16 protein-coding genes are annotated in these 24,339 nt (G+C 40.2%); 11 read left to right on the top strand and 5 right to left on the bottom strand.

Annotation, left to right across the window (positions count from 1 at the left end; all coding sequences use genetic code 11):
* Window positions 1-148: 148 nt before the first annotated feature.
* Window positions 149-418 (bottom strand): 30S ribosomal protein S15, encoded by a 270-nt coding sequence (gene rpsO, locus R2H34_RS02120; RefSeq protein ID WP_004656162.1) that lies wholly within the window; start codon window positions 416-418, stop codon window positions 149-151.
* Window positions 419-654: 236 nt separating this feature from the next.
* On the opposite strand from rpsO, the gene R2H34_RS02115 reads away from it, so the two are divergent.
* The gene (locus tag R2H34_RS02115; protein ID WP_126131679.1) at window positions 655-1,953 is read left to right on the top strand and encodes a serine hydrolase domain-containing protein; all 1,299 of its coding nucleotides are present in this window, start codon (window positions 655-657) and stop codon (window positions 1,951-1,953) included.
* Between the two features lie 675 nt (window positions 1,954-2,628).
* Here R2H34_RS02115 and recD read toward each other — a convergent pair.
* The 3 genes from recD to R2H34_RS02100 all read right to left on the bottom strand — a co-directional run bounded on the left by recD (window position 2,629) and on the right by R2H34_RS02100 (window position 11,838).
* Complete coding sequence (gene recD / locus R2H34_RS02110; protein ID WP_318342558.1) at window positions 2,629-4,374, bottom strand: exodeoxyribonuclease V subunit alpha; 1,746 nt, start codon at window positions 4,372-4,374, stop codon at window positions 2,629-2,631.
* 99 nt (window positions 4,375-4,473) lie between these two features.
* Complete coding sequence (locus tag R2H34_RS02105; RefSeq protein ID WP_282896530.1) at window positions 4,474-8,193, bottom strand: UvrD-helicase domain-containing protein; 3,720 nt, start codon at window positions 8,191-8,193, stop codon at window positions 4,474-4,476.
* A gap of 3 nt (window positions 8,194-8,196) precedes the next feature.
* Window positions 8,197-11,838, bottom strand: a complete 3,642-nt coding sequence (locus tag R2H34_RS02100; protein ID WP_318342399.1) for an exodeoxyribonuclease V subunit gamma — start codon at window positions 11,836-11,838, stop codon at window positions 8,197-8,199.
* Between the two features lie 183 nt (window positions 11,839-12,021).
* Between R2H34_RS02100 and R2H34_RS02095 the strand changes: the two genes are divergently transcribed.
* Window positions 12,022-12,528 (top strand): hypothetical protein, encoded by a 507-nt coding sequence (locus R2H34_RS02095; RefSeq protein WP_004916789.1) that lies wholly within the window; start codon window positions 12,022-12,024, stop codon window positions 12,526-12,528.
* A 319-nt stretch (window positions 12,529-12,847) separates the two neighbouring features.
* On the opposite strand, the gene R2H34_RS02090 is transcribed toward R2H34_RS02095, so the two are convergent.
* A complete protein-coding gene (locus R2H34_RS02090) occupies window positions 12,848-14,266 on the bottom strand; it encodes a phosphate--AMP phosphotransferase (protein ID WP_151707748.1) in 1,419 nt (472 codons plus the stop codon).
* 204 nt (window positions 14,267-14,470) lie between these two features.
* On the opposite strand from R2H34_RS02090, the gene R2H34_RS02085 reads away from it, so the two are divergent.
* The 9 genes from R2H34_RS02085 to R2H34_RS02045 all read left to right on the top strand — a co-directional run bounded on the left by R2H34_RS02085 (window position 14,471) and on the right by R2H34_RS02045 (window position 24,252).
* Entirely contained in the window at window positions 14,471-15,178 is a 708-nt protein-coding gene (locus tag R2H34_RS02085) for an FFLEELY motif protein (RefSeq protein WP_042891890.1), read from the top strand.
* 193 nt (window positions 15,179-15,371) lie between these two features.
* Window positions 15,372-16,316 (top strand): bifunctional demethylmenaquinone methyltransferase/2-methoxy-6-polyprenyl-1,4-benzoquinol methylase UbiE, encoded by a 945-nt coding sequence (ubiE, locus tag R2H34_RS02080; protein ID WP_004916798.1) that lies wholly within the window; start codon window positions 15,372-15,374, stop codon window positions 16,314-16,316.
* 10 nt (window positions 16,317-16,326) lie between these two features.
* Window positions 16,327-16,995 (top strand): SCP2 domain-containing protein, encoded by a 669-nt coding sequence (locus tag R2H34_RS02075; protein ID WP_004958639.1) that lies wholly within the window; start codon window positions 16,327-16,329, stop codon window positions 16,993-16,995.
* Window positions 16,996-17,007: 12 nt separating this feature from the next.
* Window positions 17,008-18,627: an ABC1 kinase family protein gene (locus tag R2H34_RS02070; RefSeq protein WP_004916803.1), complete on the top strand. Its 1,620-nt coding sequence runs from the start codon at window positions 17,008-17,010 to the stop codon at window positions 18,625-18,627.
* A gap of 123 nt (window positions 18,628-18,750) precedes the next feature.
* Entirely contained in the window at window positions 18,751-20,067 is a 1,317-nt protein-coding gene (locus tag R2H34_RS02065; RefSeq protein WP_039047679.1) for an FAD-dependent oxidoreductase, read from the top strand.
* Window positions 20,068-20,092: 25 nt separating this feature from the next.
* On the top strand, window positions 20,093-20,473 hold the full coding sequence (locus R2H34_RS02060) for a VOC family protein (RefSeq protein WP_039047680.1): 381 nt from the start codon (window positions 20,093-20,095) through the stop codon (window positions 20,471-20,473).
* Between the two features lie 92 nt (window positions 20,474-20,565).
* Window positions 20,566-21,333, top strand: a complete 768-nt coding sequence (gene hisIE / locus R2H34_RS02055) for a bifunctional phosphoribosyl-AMP cyclohydrolase/phosphoribosyl-ATP diphosphatase HisIE (protein ID WP_004916811.1) — start codon at window positions 20,566-20,568, stop codon at window positions 21,331-21,333.
* A 9-nt stretch (window positions 21,334-21,342) separates the two neighbouring features.
* The gene (locus tag R2H34_RS02050; protein WP_004916813.1) at window positions 21,343-22,845 is read left to right on the top strand and encodes a UvrD-helicase domain-containing protein; all 1,503 of its coding nucleotides are present in this window, start codon (window positions 21,343-21,345) and stop codon (window positions 22,843-22,845) included.
* A gap of 24 nt (window positions 22,846-22,869) precedes the next feature.
* Complete coding sequence (locus R2H34_RS02045; RefSeq protein ID WP_039047681.1) at window positions 22,870-24,252, top strand: AAA family ATPase; 1,383 nt, start codon at window positions 22,870-22,872, stop codon at window positions 24,250-24,252.
* Window positions 24,253-24,339: the final 87 nt, after the last annotated feature.

Genomic DNA, 24,339 nt, shown 5'->3' with positions numbered 1-24,339 from the left:
CTAGATCAAATATTTAAAAAAGTTAAACGCAAAGAAGGAGCGAACAAGCGCCCCTTCTTAAAATCACCTAAAATAAATTAGATGAAACTCTCTTTTCAGCGATAAAGCATAACAACATGCGAAATAGCGAAAACAAAGTAAAATCGAATTAACGACGTAAACCTAATGCGCCGATCAAAGCAACATAACGACCGTGATCTTTACCGTTTAAGTAGTCAAGTAATTTACGACGTTGGTTAACCATACGAATCAAACCACGACGGCTGTGGTGGTCATGTTTGTGCTCTTTAAAGTGACCTTGCAAATCATTGATTTGAGCAGTCAACAAAGCAACTTGTACTTCTGGTGAACCAGTGTCATTTTCAGCACGAGCAAATTTAGCGATGATCTCTGCGCGATCAGTATTAGTTAAAGCCATTCGATTTCTCCGAGATGCTTAAAAGTTAAATGATAATGATCAGTTGCGAGCAACCGACTGCCGTGCATCACTACAGCAAGGTGCTATTTTAAGTGATCTATCGTTATATTGCAAAAATGTTTTATGTTTACTGGCAATTCGGCAGCTGACAGCGTTGAACAAAAACGGCACACTAGGATGAATCTGTTTTCAATTTATAACAGAAGTGAAAGAAAACGAAAAAATTCGAGGGAATCGTGAAAATTTTATCTACCAATACCTGTTATGTTCCAAAAGACCTGAATCAAGTTATTCGCTCCAAAGATGAGGTCGCAGCTGAATTGGGTGGGATGACGGAACGTCAAATCCAAAAAATTTGGAATAGTGTCGAACAACTTTATAAAACAGGTAATTACCCGCTTGTAACCCTGTGCTTACGTCGTAATGGACAGATTCTACTCAACCGAAGTATTGGCTATGCACGGGGAAATGCGCCAGAAGGTTTAGCTGCTGATGCGCAAATCGGAACACCAGATACTCCAATTTGTTTATTTTCAGCATCGAAAATGGTCACAGCGATGCTCATCCATATGTTAGATGAGCGTGGTGATCTAAATTTACTAGATCCAATCAGCTACTATATCCCTGAATATGGTGTCAACGGAAAGCGTCGTGCCACCATTTTTCATCTACTTTCTCACCGTGGTGGAATCCCTCGTATTGATCAAGAAGTTACTCCAGAACTTCTGTTCAACCAAGATGAAGTTTTAAAGTTACTTTGTGCTGCTAAACCTGTTTCACCATCAGGTACTCACCTCGCCTATCATGCAGTTACCGCAGGTTATATCTTGGGTGAAATCGTTAAACGTGTAACAGGACAAAATGTTCGTGACTTTTTGGCTGAACAAATCGAAAAACCAATGGGGCTTAACTATTTTAACTACGGTCTCAAACCAGAATATCGTGCCGATGCGGCATTAAACTATGCCACAGGAATCCATCCAAGTTTAGGGACGGATCACTATCTACACCACGTATTAGGTGGTGGACTACAACTTGCAGTTGATGTAACCAATGACAACCGTTTTATGGATACCATCTGTCCAGCGGGAAATATTTACACCAGTGCTGAACAAGCAGGACGTTTCTTTGAAATGTTGTTGAGTGGTGGTGAATATGAAGGCAAACAAATTATGTCGCCACAAACGGTATTCCGTTCAACTCTGCCAACTTCTGGAGTTAGCTTAGATCGTACCTTATTAGCCCCTATGCGCTATGCGTTAGGACCTATGCTTGGAAGCAATCCAATTGGCTTATTTGGTCCAATGACTGGACAAGCATTTGGGCATATCGGGTTCTCAAATATTTTATGTTGGGCAGACCCAGAGCGCGACATCAGTGTTTCTCTACTCACAACAGGCAAATCAGTCGTCGGAACTCATTTACCCGGATTAGCAAAGACCCTCTATCAAATCTCAACCAACTGCCCAAAAATTCCAAAGAATCAGCGACGCTCATTGTTTGCAACTGATCGTACTGAAAATGATAAAGTTTAATTTGAAGCGTTCACGCATAAAAAAGCCCAAGTTAGACTTGGGCTTCTGCGCGTAATTATAGTTATCACTATTCTTCTAATTTTCTTTTCTTGTTTTGCTACATTCAACCCTCTGAACGTATGAGCACATCATTTTCTTGGTGTACTATGCAGTTATTAGAGCTCGTTCCTCTTTATGCTTACTATTCTCTCAGAATCAATTGTGGAGAAAAATAGCATTTTTCTTATCTCTATGTAAGCAAAAACGTACAGGTCTGTATAACATTTAACTTAATAATACAAATTTGTTGTCCTACAATCACTTTTTTAGATTAAATAATAATCTAAATTTTAAAATGACTCAGAGTGAATATTAACGTGTTGCAAGTTAAACAAACTAAATTGCAATTTGATGAAATCAGATAAAGAAAAATCAAGAAAATAAAAAAGCCCTGTAGTCTCTCCCAAAACTACAAGGCTTAGCGGCTGTAAGTTTCCTCTTTTATCACTTACTTCACTGTAAGTTCGCTGTCATAACGACTTTATTATTATCTTTGTGCGATTTACCTAGCATTCCTTGCTAGACTGTTTGTGGTTATATAATCTCAAAAACACGTATTTAGCTCTAGCGACAATATCTCGAATCTGTGTAAGCTTTTGCTTACAAAAACCCTCATTTTAAAGAATAATTTCACAATCAGTCTAAATTAATCTTTTGAACTAAACCACTGCGACGAACTGTTCGAATCGTAAGGGCTGCTCCTAATGATTTCTGTGTCGCTAAAATACTCACGACTTTTTTCGCTCTTGTAATTGCTGTATAGATCAATTCCTGACTCAACAATTTTTCTGCATGTGCATCTAAGACAATTGCAGTATGAGAGAATTCAGAACCTTGAGATTTGTGAATGGTCAATGCAAACGCTGTTTGCATATTACGCGGTAGTCGATGTGCTGCAATCCACTTATTTAAACTCGGAAAGTACACTTCAAATTGTTGTGCTTGGCTTCGATGTTTAAAACAAATCCCAATATCACCATTTGAAATCCCTAACTGATAGTCGTTATAGGTTATCATCACAGGGCGTCCAACATACCATTCTGCAACTGCAATTTGTTTAAGCTGCTGATTCACCCAACGTTCAGCATAGCGATTGAGTTGTTCAATCCCCAAAGCACCATGTTTCACTGCCGCTAAAATTCTATAATCATCAAAGACCTGAATAACCTGTTGAATATATGATTCTGGTTGGTCGGCTTCTATATAGTTTTTTAATACGTCGACATAATCTTGAAAGCCATACATTAGTTTTTGTTGATACTGCTCAGCATCTATATCCTGTTGCTCAGGTAAATATTCCAACTGAATAAAATCAGGCATTTCTTTACTGAGTTTAATCTGCTGAAGTGAAGCAGGCTTTACAATTTCACTTTCAAGTTTAGATAAGACTAAATGAGAGTCAGCAGAAGCCGATTGTGCTTGAATAAAACGAGCTAACTGACCAATTTTGGCTTCATCAGAAAAACGGCGACTTTTTTTTAGCTCTACTCGATTATCTGCCAAGCCTTTCACCTGCTGTAAATCTGCTAAAACTGCTCCCACATCGACGGATGCTAATTGATTGGCATCTCCCAATAAAATAATTCGACATGACTCAGGAACCGCTTCAAATAACGCGGTCGCAAGACTCAAATCTAACATCGACGCCTCGTCCACTACGATGACATCATAAGGTAATGGTTGTTTGAGATTGAAGCGTGGAACTTGTCGATTCCCCATTCCTAACAATCGATGCAGTGTTTGGGTACTTTGGTGTCGTAGGTTATCCGTTACTAGCCCAGACTCAAGCAACTTGGGATCCTTAAATGAGTTTTGCAATGCTTCTTGCATACGTTGCGCTGCCTTACCAGTAGGTGCAGCCATGGCAATCCGAATATCAGGGATTGTTTGATTTAATGCAGCAATAATGCGTGCCAAAGTATAGGTTTTACCTGTACCTGGCCCTCCTGTAATGATGCTGAGCCATTGTTGCAACACCATACTTAAAGCTTTCTGCTGAAATTCATCACTCAATAAATGTTGATAAACAGAAATATCAATCTCTGGTACCATTTGTCGCTTTAATCGACAAATCTGATGAGCGAGGCGTTGTTCTAATTGCCAATATCGGTATAATGCCAAGCCCTGCTGATCATAGACGCATGGGGCAACCTGAGTCGTTGCGATTTCACTGGAAACCGCTAGATCACCTAATGCTTCAAGCTGTATTGCTTCAAAATCAATACAACTGTCGCCTTGTAAACTGGCTTCCATCAATTGCTCTAATATTTTCGCAGCATTCGATGGTTGAGCAGATTGAGAGAACGGTGCTTGAGAAAGATAGCGACTCCACACATTCAACCACTGGTTTTGTTCTGGTTGCTGACTAATTCTTTTGTCCACAGAGTTATCCTCAAACTTACCCACACGCTTGTCCACAAGGTTATAGACAGACTTATTCACAAGATAAGCTTTTGTTTAATTTAAAATTACACACTTTATCTACATTATTTTCTGATTTTTATCCTCAGAAAAATATCCCAGTATTGCATCTAATCGTAAAATAAACTCATCATTTGGCTTCCAATAAAAATAGCCTTGCTGAGCCTGTCCATTCATACCACGCAAATACAGATAAGATGCGCCACCTAGATGTTCTGCAATATTATAATTTTGCAGTTTAACGCGAAGATAGCGATGCAAAGCGACTAAATATAACCCTGCCTGAAGCCAATAACTGGACAATGACATACTGTCAGCAATCTGTTCAGCACCATAATCTGATTGATCTGCACCTAAATAATTACTTTTATAATCGGCAATATGGTAGCGCTGACCATCAAAATAAACCAAGTCGATAGAACCATTTAGATAACGTGCTGATTTCGCTTCCAATAGTTCAGGCATATAAATGTCATATTCTTCAAACAACTGCTGTATGCGTTGCATTGCTAATACACGATCAGATAAAGACAGATAAAATGGACATTCCGATAGATACTGTCCTGCTATCAACTGCTTTAACTGAAACTCACCATTCAAAGGTGTAGCCAAAACATCTTGTAGCCATTCCGCAATCCATTGATATAACAACTGCTCAGCTTGTGGCTGTTCTGGAAACTGCTGTTGATACAAGCTAAAAAGATCAGACCATAAACTTTGATAAGTATTCTTAAAACGGCGACGAATTTCTTCGACCCAAATATCAGGTTGTTGAAAATCAATCAGCTCAAAAATCTCATGTAAGAAATTACCTGCCAAAGCACCCTTTGGAAAATTTTGTTTAATCCATGCGATTGGCTGCGAAACCGGTCTCTCATCAATGATGATTTGTGTGAGCTCTAATTCATCTTCAGCCTGTTGTAGATTCTGATCCATATTTGCCAAGCGATCCATACGATTGGCTTTATGTTTTAAATGTTGTGCCAAATAACTAAAGCTAGTTTTGCCGCGTGCATAAAAACGTTGTGTCGGTAAAGGCTGTGCGGCAAGTGTCAAATCTTGAGACATTTTTGCAGTACGAAGAGTTGCAGGACGTTCCTGAAGACACGCCTCATCCGCGCTATAGATATGCTGAAAAACCTCAGCTTGGTTTTTCCAAAAAGCTAAGGCAGATGCTTTGGCTTTATCCCCTTTTTCAGGTTCAAACACAGCATAAACACGATGACTAGCACGCGTTAGTGCGACATACCATAAACGGTTTTGTTCGGCTTGAGCACGTTGTTGATGCTGATTGATTTCTGTATCTTGAAGAAAATTCTTATCGGCGATCGCAACGACACGTTGTGTTCGGATTTGTCCTGTTTCAGGGAGTTGAATCTCTGTAGTGGAAAAGTTTAAAGCTTCTGATTGATTTGAGGGTGATTTATTTGCACCCAATAAAAATACGATTTTGAACTCCAATCCTTTAGATTGATGAATCGTCATGAGTTGTACACCAGCTTCACTGGATAGTTTATGTTCCAGTTCCCACTCTCGATCACTTGGCGAATTCAGCTGTTTAAGATACCAATGATAGAGATTCTGAGGTCCTTGTACATGTTCGCTATGCTGACTCAAAATATCGGTCAAATGACGTAAATTTACCACGGCACGTTCATTATCTTTACTTTGAGTGATCACCAATTGCTGCCAAATCTCGAATTGATTTAGACATTGTTGCCACGCCACCAAGAAACCTTGGTTAATCCACAGTTCACGAAGATCATCAAAGGATTGCATGTACTCACTTAACCCAATTGGGCTCTGCTCGAGTACCAACAAGCGTTTGAGATCAAATCCAAATAAACGGCTAAGTAAGGCTCGTTTCAACTTAGCCTCATCAAAGGGATGAAGTAGAGCCGTCAATAAGGCTGCCACATCTTGTGCGATAGGCGAGTCAAATACGCTGCGTTTTGATGGTCGATTGACACGAATTCCCAAATGCTGCAATGCCTGTTGTACTTCGTCTAGCTGTCTGTGACTACGTGAAAGTACAGCAATATCATCTTCGTCAATTGCTTTCCGAGTTTCACCTTGAAGATACAGTTGATTTAAGTGTGCTTGATTGAGCAAACTTTGAATTTTCCATGCGACCTGAGTCGCTTGTTCTTTTGAGTCCGCAAGCTGTAACCAGCGTAAAGGGGCAGGATTAATTTGATGATCATCGATTAAGGCAGGATGTGGTCGCTCTCCTGCTTGAATCGGGTCATAGATCACTTGCTCGCCAAAATCTATTTGTCGTTGAAATAAAGCATCCACTACTTCGACCAGTTCTTTGACTGATCGATGGTTATGAATCAATTTATATTCGCGTCCCTGTTTTGCCATGATATCTTGATAGGCATTCAGAAAGGTCAGCATGTCCCCGCCACGGAACCCATAAATCGCCTGTTTACGGTCCCCAACCATAATCATGCAGCCCTTTTGATAACGCTGTGGATGCCGCCAAATACTCGCCAACATATCATCCTGATCTTGGTTTGTGTCCTGAAACTCATCTACCAAAATAAGTGGATATCGGGCTTGTACAAAGACTGCAAAACGTTGCCCCTGCTCACCCTTTAAAGCATCTGACAAGGTTTTAATTTGCTGAGCAAAAGTGGTCTCCCCCTTTTGTTGTAATATTTGTGGTAAACGTTTTTTAACCTCAACACATAAATAAGCTTTTAAATAAACTTGTAATTGTTCAAATTGTTGTTGAGTCTGCTGCAGAGATTGAAGTAATCGTTGTAGTTGCAAAAGGGTTGGATGTTGATAAAAACCTTCTGAAATATCAGCCGGACATTTCTTAAATATTTTCTGCTCATTGAGCTTATCTAAAAATTTAAATGCGGCATCACGTTGACTGGAAAAATAAGTATCAAAAACTTGTAAATTCTCCGTCTCAGCTAGTGTTTTTAATAGTTGAGGCAGAGACTCACTGAACAGTTTATTAAATGCATGATTACGAAAAGAAGTTCCATTGATATGTGAGTAATGTGCACCATCCAAATTAAAATATTCAGCCAAGCAATTAAGTTCAATTTGCTGCGCTTGTTGCCGCCATTGTTGCAGTTGAGTCCATTCAATCTCAGGAAAATTCGGCAACTTAAATTGTGCTGAACTAAAATTTAATGAACTTTCGACCATACCAATAAAGTAATCGACATTCTTTAATCCACCTACCATGTAAAGTGTATCAATCAACGGTTGGGGCTGGGCTTGAATCCATTCACGCAGTACATCGTGGATCAATTGACGGGTATAGGCTTTTGCGTCTTCCGTAATTTGCGCGCGTTCGATCTTGCCACTTTCAAAAGCGAATTCTCGTAATAATTTCTGGCTAAAACTATCTAATGTGCCAACAAACAACTCATCTAACTGATCTATTACTAGCTTTAACCGTTCACAAGCATAGGCAATACGCGGTGCGAAATTTTGTAGAACATGTTGTTTTAATGGATCATTTTCTTGCAAGGCAAACTGATAAATATCCGCTTCCAATACATTTCGAAATGGTTCTAAAAACTGTTGAATCTCAACTAAACGCGCGCGTATCCGCGTTTTTAACTCAGCTGCTGCCGCACGAGTAAATGTTGTAGCAATCACCTGATGTGGCAAATATTTTTCTAAAAATATCCGCACCATGAGACTCGACAAGGTATAGGTCTTACCTGTTCCTGCCGAAGCTTCAATTAAATGTAAACCTTCGAATTGAATATCACGAATCGGTTGGTAAGACACTGGAAATTGTGAATGCATGTCTTACTCCACTCGTAAAAATTCAAAAATTGGTTGATATAAAGCATAAGAATAATGATCACAGGCGAATTGCAACAATGCCGTTGCATCCTGTTCCTGCAAAATAAACTGCCAATCTCGGTGCTGTTGATTCGCCTCATCTTGACTGAAATCAACAAAGCCTGTGTTGTAGGTGTTTTTCCAGATTTTCAGCAAATCATTTTGGCTATCTTCACTCAGCGTATGTAGTGCATCCTGTTCAACCCAGTCATATGCTTTCCCTTTTTCCAAAGGTTTTAATAACAATGCCGCAGGCAGCACCACAGGTTGCTGTTGGGCCTGTTGCCAAAGCTGTAACCAATGCTGTAGATAGTGCTTCGCCTGCTGTGAACTCACCCCCTCACAAATCACGGTTTGATCACTAAATACCACCACACGACGTTTTTCAGAAGCCGTCTCTTGATCCAAAATGACAAGCCACAGCAAATACTCAAGCCAAACTTTGGCAAAGCGTTTAGCACGTGCACTCGAAGCATCTAAGCTAATCCAGTCTTGCGCAATGTGTTTGGGTGTAACACAACTGATTTGAAGTTGTTTCGATACTCGCCAAACACGTTGCGTGGTTTCTGTTGGGGAAGTTGCATAGTCTCGCAAACGTTCCAACAAACGTTGTTGCTCTATACGACTTTGTTGCCATGCACTGTGTTGCATTTTTCCGACAGGTAACTGATCTTGCAATAAAGCGGGTGCCGTAGCATCTATGTTTTGTTGTAAAAAATGACGAATCGCGTATTTACCTAGACCATCGAGCATCAGAGGTTCAGTCTGATCCACTACTTCTGTAGCACTTAGATTTTCAATACCCAGCGTTTTAAGATACAAACGTGCAGGGAAAATCACGTCCTGAATCCATGAATGAGCATCTAGAATGATCATGTCTTGCTGTTCAAGTGGATAACTTGTATTGACCCAAGCCTGACGTTCACCCTTAACCTGCTGCAACTGGGATGCTACCTTAAACCAATGATCTTGATAGCGTATATGTCTTTGCTCAGCGATAAATCCTAATGGATCAAAAGGTTGTAAGCGATGCAAATGATAAAGTGGATAAAGTTTTGACGGGATTTGCAAAGCTTTATAATCATCCGCGCAAGAAGTTTCTGTATTGGCAAATGAGTCAGCGAGATCTGGCTTTATAATCAGTCCCAAGTGATCTCGAAAACCTTGCAATACACTTGATGGTTCACGTACCTCACCATCATTCACATCAAAGCCATTATAGAATAGCCAAAGCTGCTCTTGTGCTAGCAAAACTGCATCCAAAAATGCACCTTGATCATCTTCCAGTCGAGAACGATCACCTAATTGCTGACGAAGAGCATCCATTAAATCAAAGGGGATATGACTATCTCGATTAGGGAACTTACCCGTATCTAAATTCAAAAGCACAATCAATCGATAAGGAATCGGGCGAATCTGACCAATTTGGCTAAATGTAATTTGCCCTGTCGGTTCAACTTGTGCAGATTGGCTTTCTAAAGCCCGTTGAATTTCATCAACGATATAAGGCAAAGGCAGTGAAATCTGACGTAATTGAGTTTCAGCATCGTCATAATAGCTCGCCAAAGTCAGCATTCGCTCTTGCTTATGGACAATATCGCGTACTGCTTTTAGGGCAACAATATCAGCTTGTTCAAACTCTTGAATGTCTTCCTTTAGCTTTTTCAACCAAGCTTCTACAGTAAAACTCTGCCCTAACTCATGTGCAATCCACCAATCACGCCGTGCTGATAAATCTTGATAAATTTCAATCAACAAACCTATCAACTCGAAGTCACTTGGCTGAACATCTGCATAACTTAAAGTCTGCTGCACCATCACATGAGCTGGGATGGCAATCCCTAGTGCTAATCGATCTAAAGCAAACTTAAAACTATACCGATAGTCGTCATCGTTAGCACTTAAGCTTTGCTGTAAATGTGCTGCATCCAAGCCACGCTTGAAGCCTGCATCATTTAACAAAGCTAAAATGCGTTGAGCTTGACTATAATCAAGACCATAACGTTGTTGAGTTGCAGCTAGATTCAACCAATCTGCAAAATCATCCTGAGTAAAACGCCCTTGTGGTAATTGCATCCGACCTGAAACAGCTCGCCATGCATTGAGTGCATCAAGCTGCGCCACCCCAGCAATTTTGACGGGTAAAAATGCCTCTTGAGTATGAGCAACCGCAGGGAACACACTGCGAATTAAAGGTTCTAATTCAGTTAAATTAGGCGTTAATACCAAAACATCGCTCGGACGGCGTGGTATGTCATCTACTTCAGATAACCAATGCACCAATTGCTCTTTCAGCACTTCAAGTTGTCTTAAACTGGAATGACACACATGAATCTGAATCGACTGATCATTTTCATCCAACTGATACTGTTCAGCTTTTGGTTCAGCAAGATAGAAAATATCTGACTGCACTTTACCCAATAAAGTTTCTGGGAAATGATCCACAAAGGCATCGACCCACTTCCCTTCCTCACCTGTTGCCAGTTGTGATAAAAGAGAGAAATGATCTCGAGCTTGTTTACCCAGTCGAGTCAATAAAGGGTGACGTGACTCACGTGCCTGCGCATTAAAAAACAAAGTGAATTGTTCAAAAAAGGCCGTTATTTCTGCATCCGTGGCCTTTGGATTTTTAAGAATAAAGCGCTCTTTGACACCAAGATCGTAACTCTGCTTCCATTGCGGATCGACACTGTCTGCCCAGTACTCTTGTGACGGGTTGAAATGCAAAATCAACACATCAAGATACTGCCCTAAACGGCGTAAAAACTGTAATTGGCTGGGTGGTAAATCTAATAGTGTAAATATAATGATCTGCTTGGGAAGTTGAGCCAAAGCCTGCGTTCTTGTAACCTCATTGTCTAAAAGTTTCCAAAAATCGGTATCAATACGCTGCATTTCCACAAAATCCTCATGGAAATAATGCTGCCACAACCAACGCTGCCAAGCCTCTAACTGTTCGATTTGGTTCAAACTAAACGCAGACGTCTGTTGATCTGTTGTCGAGATTAACTTTTCAATATCGAGGGCTTGATTACGCCCCCATTTAGATAACCAGTTACTCGCACAAGTACAATCCTGTACGCAGCCACGTTGACAACTTCCGCGATAAATCATGTAGTTATTAAAAAGATGGGAGACTTGCTCAGCGACCCAATACAGCATACTTTGTTTTTTTAACTGCTTCTCTGTGCCATCTTGTAATTGGTCGGCACTGTCATAAATACGCTGCACAATCGAATATAAAGGATGATCTTCAAGCAAGCTGATCTGTGCAGACTGAATAAAAGGTTGTAAAGCTTGGTATATACGCCATTTTAAAATCAACCGTGGAATATTGGCTTTACGGACTTGTTCTTTATTTTCGAGCACCTGTTGATAGGCATACCATTGAAAACCACGAATACGCTGGTGAAATTGGTAATTCGCTGACATGCCTTGCTGCTCAGCAATTTTTTGCGTTAGCCATTGTTCTTGAGCAGGGCTAGGAACTATAAAATGCTGCGTTTGAAAAACTTGAAATGGTGACGAACTCGGCTGATTCATCGAGGCCATCACCCCTTGTAATAATACATCTAGGCGCTGACTTTGAATGACATGAATACCCATGTGTTAAAGAAACCTCTTTGATAAATCACCATTCGAATGCACAAATTCGTACACAATCATCACTATACAACTTCAACGAACTATGTCACGTTAATCCAACAATCAAATAAAAAATTTGTTTTGAAATTCATCATTCAATACGATTGAATGTACTATCAAGGGATAGACATTAGGTATAACTTTATGAAAATCGAAAAAATTCCTGATTCAATAGATCCAAGTTTGAACTTGGAGCAAATCCGTGAGGAATGTTTAGAATTAACAAAAAAACGTGCATATTGGTCTGCTGGTGCAGCAATTGTACCGATTCCATTTTTTGACGTTGTTGTCGACTTAGGCATGTTGACGCAAATCATTCCGCATATTAATGCACGCTTTGGTTTAGCCCCTGAACATATTAGTGTTTACGATCCTGAAACCAAGAAAATCCATTGGGACGAATTACGCAAACGTGGTTTTGAGTTCTCTGGTTTCGTTGTCGCACGCACAGCAATGAAAAAATCTTTTAACGGCTTTTTTACCAAAATTGCCACTAAACAAGTGACCAAATTTATCCCTTTGGGCGGTCAACTGATCGCAGCAAGCCTTGGTTATTTTATGATGCGAAAAATCACTGAAGCACATATCCAAGATTGCTATAACTTGGCAAAACGTATTCAGCAAAAAAGTCGAAGCACCATCGTGGCTTAAATTTAAGAATGACTAGATCACATTTCTTAGATGTGATCTAGTCATTACTACACACTTTTTCAATGAACACAATCATCTACCTCGCCTGACGATACCACTCTTTCACCTTGTATGATCGTCGTTCTTTCGGTAGTCAACTTGCCATTTTCCCATGTACAGCTAATACTTATATTTCCTTCATCCGAGGGATGAATTCCATAAATCATGTAAATATAAAATCCAATAAAAAAACAAAAGCGAGCAGAAGTATGGAGCTTAAAGTTAATCCTATTTTTAACAATTTCTTCCACATATTCACGAACTCATCAGAAGTTTAGTCTTAGCCAACTTTCAACTGTTTTAGAATCGCCTTCAACACCTCGACCCTTGCTGTATTTTTATCATCAGTCGCAATCACATACCAAGGTGCATAGTCAGTATTCGTTCGCTCAAACATATCTGCCGCAGCGTCTAAATAATCATCCCACTTTTCACGATTTCGCCAATCTTCAGGAGTGATCTTAAAACGTTTATGAGGTGTTTCTTCCCTTTCTTTAAATCGAACCGCCTGTTCATCTTTACTGATCGCAAGCCAAATCTTCACCACTATGGTTTGACTATCGACTAAGCTTTGCTCAAAGCGATTAATCTCATCATAAGCACGTTGCCATTCTACAGTAGTTGCGTATTCCTCAATTCTTTCGACTAAAACACGCCCATACCATGTGCGATCAAAAATCGTAATTTTCTCCCCATCATTGAGCTTATTCCAAAATCTCCAAAGATAAGGACGACGTAGCTCATACCGTTCTGGAGCTCCTATCGTATGGATTTCATATTCACGAGGGTCTAGCTTCTTCACAATCCGTTTGATTGCTCCGCCTTTGCCTGCTGCATCCATTCCTTCCAATGCAACAATCACTTTACGGTCATCATATCGAAGTGCATCAGCCACCTTTTTGGTGAGTTTACTAAGCTCATCCTTATACTGATCTTTATCCAAAACTTGTTTGGATGGCTCTAATAGCTCGTTTGGAATTTTGGCTTGTTGCCACTTCTCAGTGACTTTAGTTTGATGAACAGGGAGCTCTTGTAAAGTCTGCAAAATATATTGAGCAAAACATTGATCACGTCGCTCTGCATCTTCACCATCAATCACATACCAGTCATCCGTAAATCGTTGGCTGAGACTCTGCAATGTATCGTATTGTTTTTTATTACGCCAATCTAAGCCATGCAATTTATGCCAATGCTGCTCAGATGCATCGATTTGGTCTAATCGTTTTTGTAATGATTTCCAAGATAAATCAAACCAAACCTTAATGACATGAACATTATTGTTTTGCAAATCATGTTCAAATGATCGCATCTGCTCAACATAAGCATCAAACAGTGTTTCATCCAAAGGCTTCGCAACATGCATCGCAGTAGATAACAAATCACTATACCAATTACCAAACATCACGACGATTTGCCCTTCAGCAGGAATAAACCGAGTATAGGATTGCCAGAATGTTTGATTGGCACTCAACAACTTAGGCGCATCAGCTTTCACTTTAAGATAACGAGGATCAAGCCATTCACGTAATTGCTTAACTGCTTCGCCCTTACCTGCAAGTTCAATCCCGCTGACAAGGATTAATACGCTTTTGGCATTTTTTTTATCTTGGCTATCTTTTAAAGCATATTGAGCCTCGATCAAATCCAAAGAAAGTTCTTCTTCTGATCGTAGTTCAAATGTCGGTTGTTGTGTGCTCATATTTAATTCTAAATGTTTAATTATTAACAATAAGTATAGTTAAATCTGATAAAAAGGCATCAAATCCCGTGTACAGTTTATGTAGATTAGATTCAGTGCATATCTCGACTGACCGATTGTTAAAGATTTTAGGTTTGTGCTGTCATAGTTCTAAGTTATCATCACGCCTATGATTTTAAGGTTTTATTTCTTTTGAGTTCGAACATGTCAAAACTCGCTGCATTTGATCAACTTTTATTACAATACCAAAGCTTAAATTACCATCAAGATCCAGTTCTAGCTCAGCGTTTACATGACGTACAAGCATGGATGAAAGCACGTATTGCTGCCACACACCAAGAGTTTTTTGCCCAACCTGAAAATCAGTTGATGGCACAATACTTTTTAAACCGTTTGTATGGTGGACCAGATTTTGATGCAATGGCACAGCAGATCGAACGTCTATTGAAATATGCGCACAAAGCAGAAAGTTTATTGCCAGATAATGCAATTAAAACGGGAACCAAATCAGTTAGCCTAGCTGTCTTAGCAACACGTTTGGATGAGCAAGTTGCTGTACAACTTTTACAAGATTACCTAGCTGACACTGTATTGACTGATGAAATTATGCGTCAAACGCTCATCAAATTGGATCAAGGCGAAGATCGTTATGAGCAATTACGTCTTTTGGATGAGTTAGGTGTCGCATTAGATAAATATATGCGTTCAACCATGATGTACGCTGCATTTAAAATGTGTAAAGGCATTGCCAACAAATACCAATTCGAACGCATGTATGACTTTATTCAAGAAGGTTTTGCAGCGATGAAACCAATGAAATCAGCGGCTAACTTCATCAAAACTTTCACTGAAAAAGAGCGTGAAATTATTGAGAAGGTTCACGCAGGTCACCCAGACCCATTTCGCCCTTAAACATCAGCGTCATCTCTGCTAATTTTTATTGAGAGATGGCGCATAAGCATTTTTCGATTTAGAAACTCTTTTTAGTCACTGACTTTCTGTATATTATTCATAACAATTACATGCTAAGCCCTGTAAAAAATTACAAAATCTGTCATCATGCATGTTGATTCGTATCGCTAGAACGAGAGTTTAGGAGAAAACAATGTCTAACGAAAACCAACAGCCTACCCCAGAAGTTGAGCAAAAACCGAGTTCAGACAAAGTCAGTCCATTCCTAAGTTCACCGCTTCCGCAAGGTACACCGCAAGGTCAACAACAATCATTACAACAAGGACTTGCATCTACCCCTACAGGCGGCTCTGTACCAAAATACAACTTACCGCGTGGTGCCAATACAGGCAATGTCGGCGCGACCACACACTTTGGCTATCAGACTGTTAGCAGTGATGAGAAAGCTCAAAAAGTTGCTGAAGTCTTCCATTCAGTTGCGAGTAAATACGACATCATGAATGACTTGATGTCATTTGGTATTCACCGTCTATGGAAACGCTTTGCGATCAACATGTCAGGCGTTCGTCGTGGGCAGCATGTCTTGGATATTGCAGGCGGTACAGGTGATTTAGCGAAAGTCTTTAGCCGTGAAGTCGGTCCTCAAGGGCATGTGGTACTTTCAGATATTAATGAATCTATGTTGAATGTTGGTCGTGATCGTTTGATTGATGCGGGCTGCACCAATGTTGATTTCGTACTTGCCAATGCAGAAACATTAGAACCTTTTGCGGATAATAGTTTTGATTTAGTGACGATCAGTTTTGGTTTGCGTAACGTGACTGACAAAGATGCGGCTTTACAAGCGATGTATCGCGTACTTAAGCCAGGTGGTCGTTTATTGGTACTTGAGTTCTCAAAACCTGTTTTTGAACCATTTTCAAAACTCTACGATTTTTACTCATTCACCGCACTTCCGATGATGGGTAAATTGGTGGCGAATGATTCTGAAAGTTATAAATACCTTGCCGAATCAATTCGTATGCACCCAGACCAACGTACACTTAAAGGCATGATGGAAAATGCAGGCTTCCAAAGCTGTGATTACCACAACCTAACAGGTGGTATTGTTGCAGTTCACCGTGGATTCAAACTGTAAGGCTTAAGATATGTGGTCGATTTTAGCACTCGGTGCAGTCGAACGTATCATTCATCATGTGATTGATTTGGATGCGATTACACGTATCCAACTGAATCAATTACAAGGTCAACTATTACGAGTTGTGATCGATAGTCCACAACTCTCAGTTGATGTTTTCTTTGATGAAAATAAAGTTCGTCTAGAACCCACTGTCACTGGACAGAGTCAAACTCCTTCTATTTTTGAGCAGCGCCCTTTCGATCATCAAAATAAGATCACCGATGCCACTGCAACCTTACATGTAGCAAATGTGGTTGAACTGATTCGACTTTTGCTAAGTGATATGGATCAAATCGGTAATATTCCTTTACAGGGTGATTATCATTTATTGCAAGATATCCAGCGCATCATGCAACAGGCGGAACCTGATCTCGCTGCACATTTATCCCCTTGGATTGGTCCACAACTCGCACATGAGTTAGGAAAAATTCAGCTTGCACCTCAACAAATAAAGCGCTCGTTGCAAAGTCATTTGTTCTTTGTCGAAGATACACTTAAAGAAGATAGTGGTTTGTTTGCGCCACGTTGGCAAATGGATGATCTGAATCGAGAAACTCGTCAGCTCAATCAAGAAATTGATCGCTTAGAAGCAAAATTTCAGCAATTAAAATCTCAGTTTAATCCAACACAAGACTAGGTAAAATTCCATATGATTCCGCATATTACACGGTTACTCGAACTCTGGCGTATTGCAGCACATTACCGCCTTGACACCTTGTTTCCTGCGGAAGAGTTACCAGTTAAAGCACGTCATGCATTAAACATCATCAAAATGCATCCTGCGGCGTGGTCAAGTCGTGAGAAAAAGAATCCACTCAAGTTAAAAGAAGCCCTTGAGGATATGGGGCCTTTGGCCATTAAACTTGGGCAATTGCTTTCGACTCGCCGAGATTTGATCCCGCCTGAAGTGTTATCACAATTGGTTTTATTACAAGATCGTGTAAAACCTTATGACACACAATTGGCGAAACAGCGCATTCAAGACTCATTAAAAGCAGATATTTCAACACTATTTCTACGTTTTGATGAACAACCGCTTGCGGCTGCATCGATTGCACAAGTCCATACTGCGGCTTTGCACGATGGACGTGAAGTAATCGTTAAAGTCACTCGTCCTGATATTCGCAGTCAAATTTTGCAAGACTTTGAGATTTTGGCATGGTTGGGCGATTGGCTAGAAAACCGTTTAGAAGCTGCGCGTGCGCTGCACTTATCTGAAATCATTCAAGATTATCGCCAAATTATCTTAAATGAACTTGATCTAAGTCTAGAAGCAGACAACACTCGCCGCATGCGTCATTACTTTACTGGCTCAAGCATGATGTATGTGCCAGAAGTCTATATGGACAGTAAAGACGTGATGGTCGCAGAACGCATCACTGGTGTTCCAATTTCAGATACCGCAACTTTTGATCGTCTAGGCATGGATCGTGCTGATTTGGCGGAAAAAGGTTTAACGATCTTCTTCACCCAAGTATTCCGTGACAACTTTTTCCACGCTGACATGCATCCTGGTAATGTGTTTGTGGAAACAATTAACCCAAGTAACCCACGCTTTATCGCGTTGGACTGCGCCATTATGGGTGAGTTGTCAAAACATGACCAAATGACCGTAGCGCGTATGTTACTTGCTGTCATGAACAGTAACTTCATGCAACTGATTCAGATCGTACATCAAGCAGGTTGGATTCCACCTGGTACTGACCAAGATGCTTTATCTCGTGAGATGCGCCGCACTGTAGGCCCAATGGTCTCAAAACCAATGGATCAATTAGATTTCGCAGGTATTTTGATTCAAGTCATGGATATTGCGCGTCGATTCCATTTAGAAATCCCACCGCAACTGATGTTGTTGTTGAAAACCTTAGTCCATGTAGAGGGCTTAGGAACTGATCTTTACCCTCAACTTGATATTTGGAAATTGGCAAAACCGATTTTGACTGAATGGGTCAAAGCCAATATGAACCCAGTTAAAAATATCAAAGAGATTGGACAACAAATCCCAGACTTACTTTTGGGTGCTCAGGATTTACCAACTTTACTCATTGATAGTTTGAATGGTTTAAAAAACCAGTCGGCATGGCAAGACAAACAACTGCGCGAAATACAACAAATGCGTTTGCAAATGCAACAGCAACAACGTCGTAGCTGGATGTTTGGCAGTACGATGTTGATTATGTTAACGATCGCAATTATAAGCCCTTGGTTTGTTTCGATCATTCTGATCGTCTTAAGTAGCCTTTTGGCACTGTGGCGGATTGTGAAATAAGTTCCAAAGCCCTTGTACATACAAGGGCTTTTTTATAAGTCAGTTTTTTAATCTTTTTCAAAATATAGATATCAGTTAAGATCAGGACTAGATCAATATACAAATACTTTAAAAGAAAAAATAATGAAAACACCTCATTTTGCAATTATTGGTGCAGGCACTGCAGGACTCGCCACCGCGATTCTACTTGCACGCGAAGGTCATCAAGTCACGATCTTTGAACACGTTGATGAACTCTCTCCTGTTGGTGCTGGTTTACTTTTACAACCTGCTGGCTTAGCTGTTTTCGAACATCTTGGAGTACTTGATCAAGCATTGAAATTAGGTGCAAAAGTCACGGGTTTAGAAGGTCAACTTGCAGATAAACGTCTATTGGTGAATAGTCATTACCACCAAGCTGAGGCTCATCATTTTGGTCTTGGTATTCATCGTGCCACCTTATGTCACGTCTTAACTGAAAAATTGGCTGAATATTCGAGTCATGTCACTTGGAGAATGGGACATCGTATCGACGGACTTGAGGAACTACAAAGTGAAGTTCGAATCTTTGGCTCATGCAAACACCAATTCTTCGATGATTGTTTTGATGCGGTACTGATTGCCAACGGTGCAAGAAGCCAACTTCGCCCTAAAGCATGGGTTAAAATCGATCAACCTTATCCTTGGGGAGCTGCATGGACAATCGTGCCTGAATGCTTAAGCTTGAATCCTGAGATTCTGCATCAATTTTATGATCGCTCTAACATTATGATGGGAATATTACCGACAGGAGCTATTCCTGCAGCACCACAACAACGGCTTTCAAGTGTGTTTTGGAGTTTACCAACATCGCAACTGCAATCTTTCTTAAAAGATGAATCTGCAAAGCAGCTATGGCTAAAACAAGTTTCAGATCGCTGGCCAGATGTGGCTGAGTGGTTCAGTCAACTTTTATTAGACCAGCAAAATCAACCGCAATGGTTATCAGCTCAATATCGTGATGTGGTGATGTCAAAATTTGGTCAAGGTCGAATCGGGGTCATCGGTGATGCAGCACATGCCATGAGCCCTCAGTTGGGACAAGGCGCCAATATGGCACTGTTAGATGCATGGGCTTTTTCGCAATCATTGCGCCTCGCTCGGAAGAATCAGCACATTGATTGGTCGATATTATGGCAACACTATCATCAACATCGCCGCTCCTCGACTCAGTTCTATCAATTTCTCAGCCGTTTACTGACACCTCTTTATCAATCCAATCACTGGTGGGCAGGTAGTTTACGTGACTTAATTTTCCCGTGGATGTATCAAATCCCCTATTTTCGTAAAGAAATGGCAATCACCATTTCAGGCTTAAAAAAAGGACCTCTTCAACAAATGAGTTATCAGCAAATTGCTGAGTATCAACACCATGAAAATCGTTTGATTACAAACAATCAATCCTTACCTGAATGTGAATAAAAAAATAAAGAGAGTTAAATTAAATATGAAAATTAGCCATTTAGACCATTTTGTTTTGACCGTTGCTAATATTGAAATCACCTGTCAGTTTTATCAATCAGCCCTGAATTTTGAAGTCATTACTTTTGCCGAAAACCGAAAAGCACTGCAATTCGGCAATCAAAAAATCAATCTACATCAAGCTGGTAAAGAATTTGAACCTAAAGCATATTGTCCAACCGCAGGATCGGCCGATTTATGTTTTATTGCGGAAACACCGCTCCATGAAGTGATTGCGCACCTTCAGGCACAGCACATTAAAATCATTGAAGGTCCAATCGAAAGAACAGGTGCGATGGGAAAAATCCTTTCGATTTATTTTCGTGATCCAGATCAGAACTTGATTGAAATCTCAAACTACCTTTAAAGCCTGATCCATGACTTTTTACCCAACAAGCATAGCCAACCTAAGCCACAAACGCTACACTAACGGCTTTCCACTCAATGGATTTTTCACTCATGTCAAACTGGTTAGATGAAGTTAAATTTGATTCCAATGGTCTTGTTCCTGCCATTGCACAACATCATCAAACTGGTCGAGTGTTAATGGTTGCATGGATGAACCGTGAAGCATTACAACTGACGGCTGAAAAGAATCAAGCGGTGTATTACTCACGTTCACGTCAAAAATTGTGGCACAAAGGCGAAGAATCTGGACACTTCCAAACAGTGTATGAAATCCGTCTCGATTGCGATGCTGACGTTATTATTCTACAAATTGAACAACATGGTGGTATTGCTTGTCATACAGGTCGTGAATCTTGTTTCTATCGCAAACTGACCCCTCAAGGTTGGGAGATTGTAGATGCCCAGCTGAAAGATCCAACGGCGATTTATGGCGCATCAGCAAAAGTAGAAACTCACGAGCATAACCACAGTGAACAAGTCGATGTACTTGCATACTTAGGTCGCTTGATGCAAGAGCGTAAAAATGCTGCCGCAGATAGTTCTTATATTGCGAGCCTCTACAAAAAAGGCATCAATAAAATTCTAGAGAAAGTCGGTGAAGAAAGTGTTGAAAGCATTATTGCAGCCAAAGATTATGCCGCACTCGCCTCTCTCGAAAACAAACATGACCTCATTTATGAAGTTGCCGATTTATGGTTCCACAGTATTGTCATGTTGGGCTATTTCGATCTTGATCCGCAAGAAGTTTTAGATGAACTTGCTCGCCGTCAAGGTCTATCTGGTTTGGTTGAAAAAGCAAATCGTAGCAAAGAAGCGTAATTAGAGCCTGTGTCAAATCACGAGAAACCCAAAGCTACCTACGAGCAAGCGATTGCCATAGATAATGCTCGTTTAGGACAATCATTTAAAGTGATTGCGTATGCTGGCACAGGTAAAACCACGACATTACAAATGATTAGTGATGCCATGCCTGAACGGCGTGGTATGTATTTGGCATTTAACAAAGCCATCGCATCTGAAGCGCAAAATAAATTTCATGGCAATGTGAATTGCAGAACCTTTCACTCACTTGCTTTTCGCAGTGTACCTCGTGGCGTGACTGATAAATTACGCTTACCACGTTTAAGCCCAAGTTTTATCGCTAAAGAATATCGTCTTGAGCCGATTACATTACGTCGCCTTATGGGGGGACGTTATGAAAAATATGTACTCATGCCTAGTCGACTTGCAAGTTTAGTGGCAAATGCGGTCAGTTATTTTTGCTCGACAAGTTCGCAATATCCTGCGCCTCGTCACATTCAAGCACCTAGCTGGTTGCACCAAGATGATATTGAGTCATTACAACAACACCTTTACCCTGCAGTAGAAAGACGTTGGTTAGAATCGATTGATCCAAATCATCAAGCAGGTATTGGGCATGACATTTATCTGAAATTATGGGCTTTATCAGAACCCAATATTCCAACAGATTATGTTTTGTTTGATGAAGCACAAGATGCAGATCCTCTGATGCTTGGCATATTACTTCGTCAAAAAAGTACCCAAGTGATTTATGTAGGTGATGCACATCAGCAAATTTATGCATGGCGTGGCGCAGTCAATGCAATGCAACAAATGCCCTTACATGAAAGTCGCTTGACGACTTCATTCCGTTTTGGTGATGCGATTGCTGATGTAGCAAACTCCATACTAGGTGCGTTGAATGAAACTGTCCCTTTACTCGGCAATCCAAATGTTAAGTCCAATGTCGTCAACAAACCGCATACCAAAATGCGCGATGCGATTCTATGTCGGACGAATGCACGAGCGATGGAGTTATTACTTTCAGGTTTAGTCCATGGTGATAAAGTCAGCTTACAAGCTGATCACCAAAAACTGAGTCGTTTTGTTGATGCTGCCAGTTTACTCAAACAAGGTAAACGCATCACCGATGTACCAGAGCTTGCTTGGTTTAACTCATGGCATGATGTACATGAATACTGTGAAACGAATGATGGCAGTGATATCAAGCCCTTAGTGAAATTAGTTGATGATCATGGGACTGAGCCACTCAAACGCGCTTTAGCTAAAATCACCCCGATTGAACAAGCTGATTATGTCATTTCAACCGCACATAAAGCCAAAGGCTTAGAGTGGAATCGCGTACACATCGAAGATGACTATCAATTTAAAATAAATGGCTTGGAACATAAAATTACAGATGAAGAGCTGAGATTACTTTACGTTGCGTGTACACGTGCTAAAGTAAGTCTAAATATTCATCATCTATATGACTTAATACAACAATTAAAACGATGCGCTCCCTCAACTCTTCGCCAGTCCGCAGGATAAAGCGCTCAGGATTGAGGTGAGCTTATGCAACTCGAGTCGGTTCAATTTAAACATGTCGGAATGTTCCGAGATTTAACTGTTGAATTTCACCCTGCACAACGCCCAATTACCTTAATCCTTGGTGATCAGGCGACAGGCAAAACCACAGTTTTAAAAAATATTTACCAAGCCCTGACTTGGTTTTCAGCACGTTTCAAAGATATTCGAACCGCAGGCGTAGTGATCTCTGATCAAGATATTATGCTGACTCGACTTCAAGCAAAAGTTCAAGTCAACGTTAGAATCAGTTCTGAGTTAAATGGTGCTCTTGCTGAAAGTAGTTCTGCTCTAGAAACAGATACGCATAGTTGCTCATGGAAATTATTTAAAACATTTAATAGTCAAGGCGTTGGTATCAGTCAGGTTGAAACTCAACAACTAGATCAAGTGGTGAATCTTTATCAGAAAACCAGCCTGCAAGATCATTTGTTCGGCTTACCCCTGATTGCTTACTATCCTGCTGAACGCTTCGTCCAAGAAGTCAATCTACAAAGCAAAAATGTTCCAGGTATTTTGCAAGAAATTGCGGCATATGATTTAACAGCACTTCCCTACACAACCTTTGCACGTTTTTTTGAATGGTTACGAGAAATCAGTGACGTGGAAAATGCGCACTCTGCTCATATTGTTCGACGCTTAATGGGGAATGATTTCAAACAACAAAATCAATCTGAAATTTTACAGCAGCTTCAACAAGAACTTGCCAATCATCCCAAACAACTTTCTGCACCAAACTTATATGCTCTGAAAAAAAGTCTACATACAGTTTTTCCAGAAATTACTGATTTATTTATACAATATGTACCAAAACTGCTGTTGATGGTGCGCTACAAAGAGCAACTCATTCCATTTCAACAATTATCAGCTTCACTCAAAACATGGATCGCACTGATTGGTGATGTGACACGTCGCTTATGTTTACTTAACCAACATTGCTTCGATCCTTGCTTAGAAGGTGATGGGATTTTATTAATTGATCAGGTTGATCATCAACTTGATCAAAATTTCTCAGCAGAAATTCTACAGCGACTACATCTTGCATTCCCTAGACTACAAATCATCGTAACAGGTAACCGAGATGAGCTTTTAGAACATGCGCTTGATTATCAATGTTTACGTTTGGATGCCAACGAAATCTACGAAATCAATCTTGCACAATCTCAAAACCAACTCTCGCAACTTTATAATCAACTGGTATGGAGTGAAGGAACTAACGTTGCTCAAACGCATAATTTGTTAGAAACAGAAACTCTTGTAAGTAAAGTGGATGAGTTATTTCATCAAATACAGGAACTTAATCCACAAGAAAAAACTGATTTATTCAATCTGTTAAAAATAGATGATACCCCTCAAGAGACTTCACTTTAATTGATTGTTTTGGTGAACGATTTTTGGCTTTTGAGTTGCTAGAATGTTGTTACTTCATGTAATACCATCGGGTTTTTGTTGATGTTT

This window comes from Acinetobacter sp. 16 (assembly GCF_033439925.1).
GTDB lineage: Bacteria > Pseudomonadota > Gammaproteobacteria > Pseudomonadales > Moraxellaceae > Acinetobacter > Acinetobacter junii.
This window is presented reverse-complemented; position numbering and strand designations above follow the sequence as displayed.

Coding starts and splice junctions, on each gene's coding strand:
- R2H34_RS02085 (WP_042891890.1), top strand. CDS start 14,471: ATGTCAAAACTCGCTGCATTTGATCAACTTTTATTACAATACCAAAGC.
- R2H34_RS02100 (WP_318342399.1), bottom strand. CDS start 11,838: ATGGGTATTCATGTCATTCAAAGTCAGCGCCTAGATGTATTATTACAA.
- R2H34_RS02065 (WP_039047679.1), top strand. CDS start 18,751: ATGAAAACACCTCATTTTGCAATTATTGGTGCAGGCACTGCAGGACTC.
- R2H34_RS02090 (WP_151707748.1), bottom strand. CDS start 14,266: ATGAGCACACAACAACCGACATTTGAACTACGATCAGAAGAAGAACTT.
- ubiE (WP_004916798.1), top strand. CDS start 15,372: ATGTCTAACGAAAACCAACAGCCTACCCCAGAAGTTGAGCAAAAACCG.
- R2H34_RS02095 (WP_004916789.1), top strand. CDS start 12,022: ATGAAAATCGAAAAAATTCCTGATTCAATAGATCCAAGTTTGAACTTG.
- R2H34_RS02070 (WP_004916803.1), top strand. CDS start 17,008: ATGATTCCGCATATTACACGGTTACTCGAACTCTGGCGTATTGCAGCA.
- rpsO (WP_004656162.1), bottom strand. CDS start 418: ATGGCTTTAACTAATACTGATCGCGCAGAGATCATCGCTAAATTTGCT.
- hisIE (WP_004916811.1), top strand. CDS start 20,566: ATGTCAAACTGGTTAGATGAAGTTAAATTTGATTCCAATGGTCTTGTT.
- R2H34_RS02060 (WP_039047680.1), top strand. CDS start 20,093: ATGAAAATTAGCCATTTAGACCATTTTGTTTTGACCGTTGCTAATATT.
- R2H34_RS02105 (WP_282896530.1), bottom strand. CDS start 8,193: ATGCATTCACAATTTCCAGTGTCTTACCAACCGATTCGTGATATTCAA.
- R2H34_RS02045 (WP_039047681.1), top strand. CDS start 22,870: ATGCAACTCGAGTCGGTTCAATTTAAACATGTCGGAATGTTCCGAGAT.
- R2H34_RS02075 (WP_004958639.1), top strand. CDS start 16,327: ATGTGGTCGATTTTAGCACTCGGTGCAGTCGAACGTATCATTCATCAT.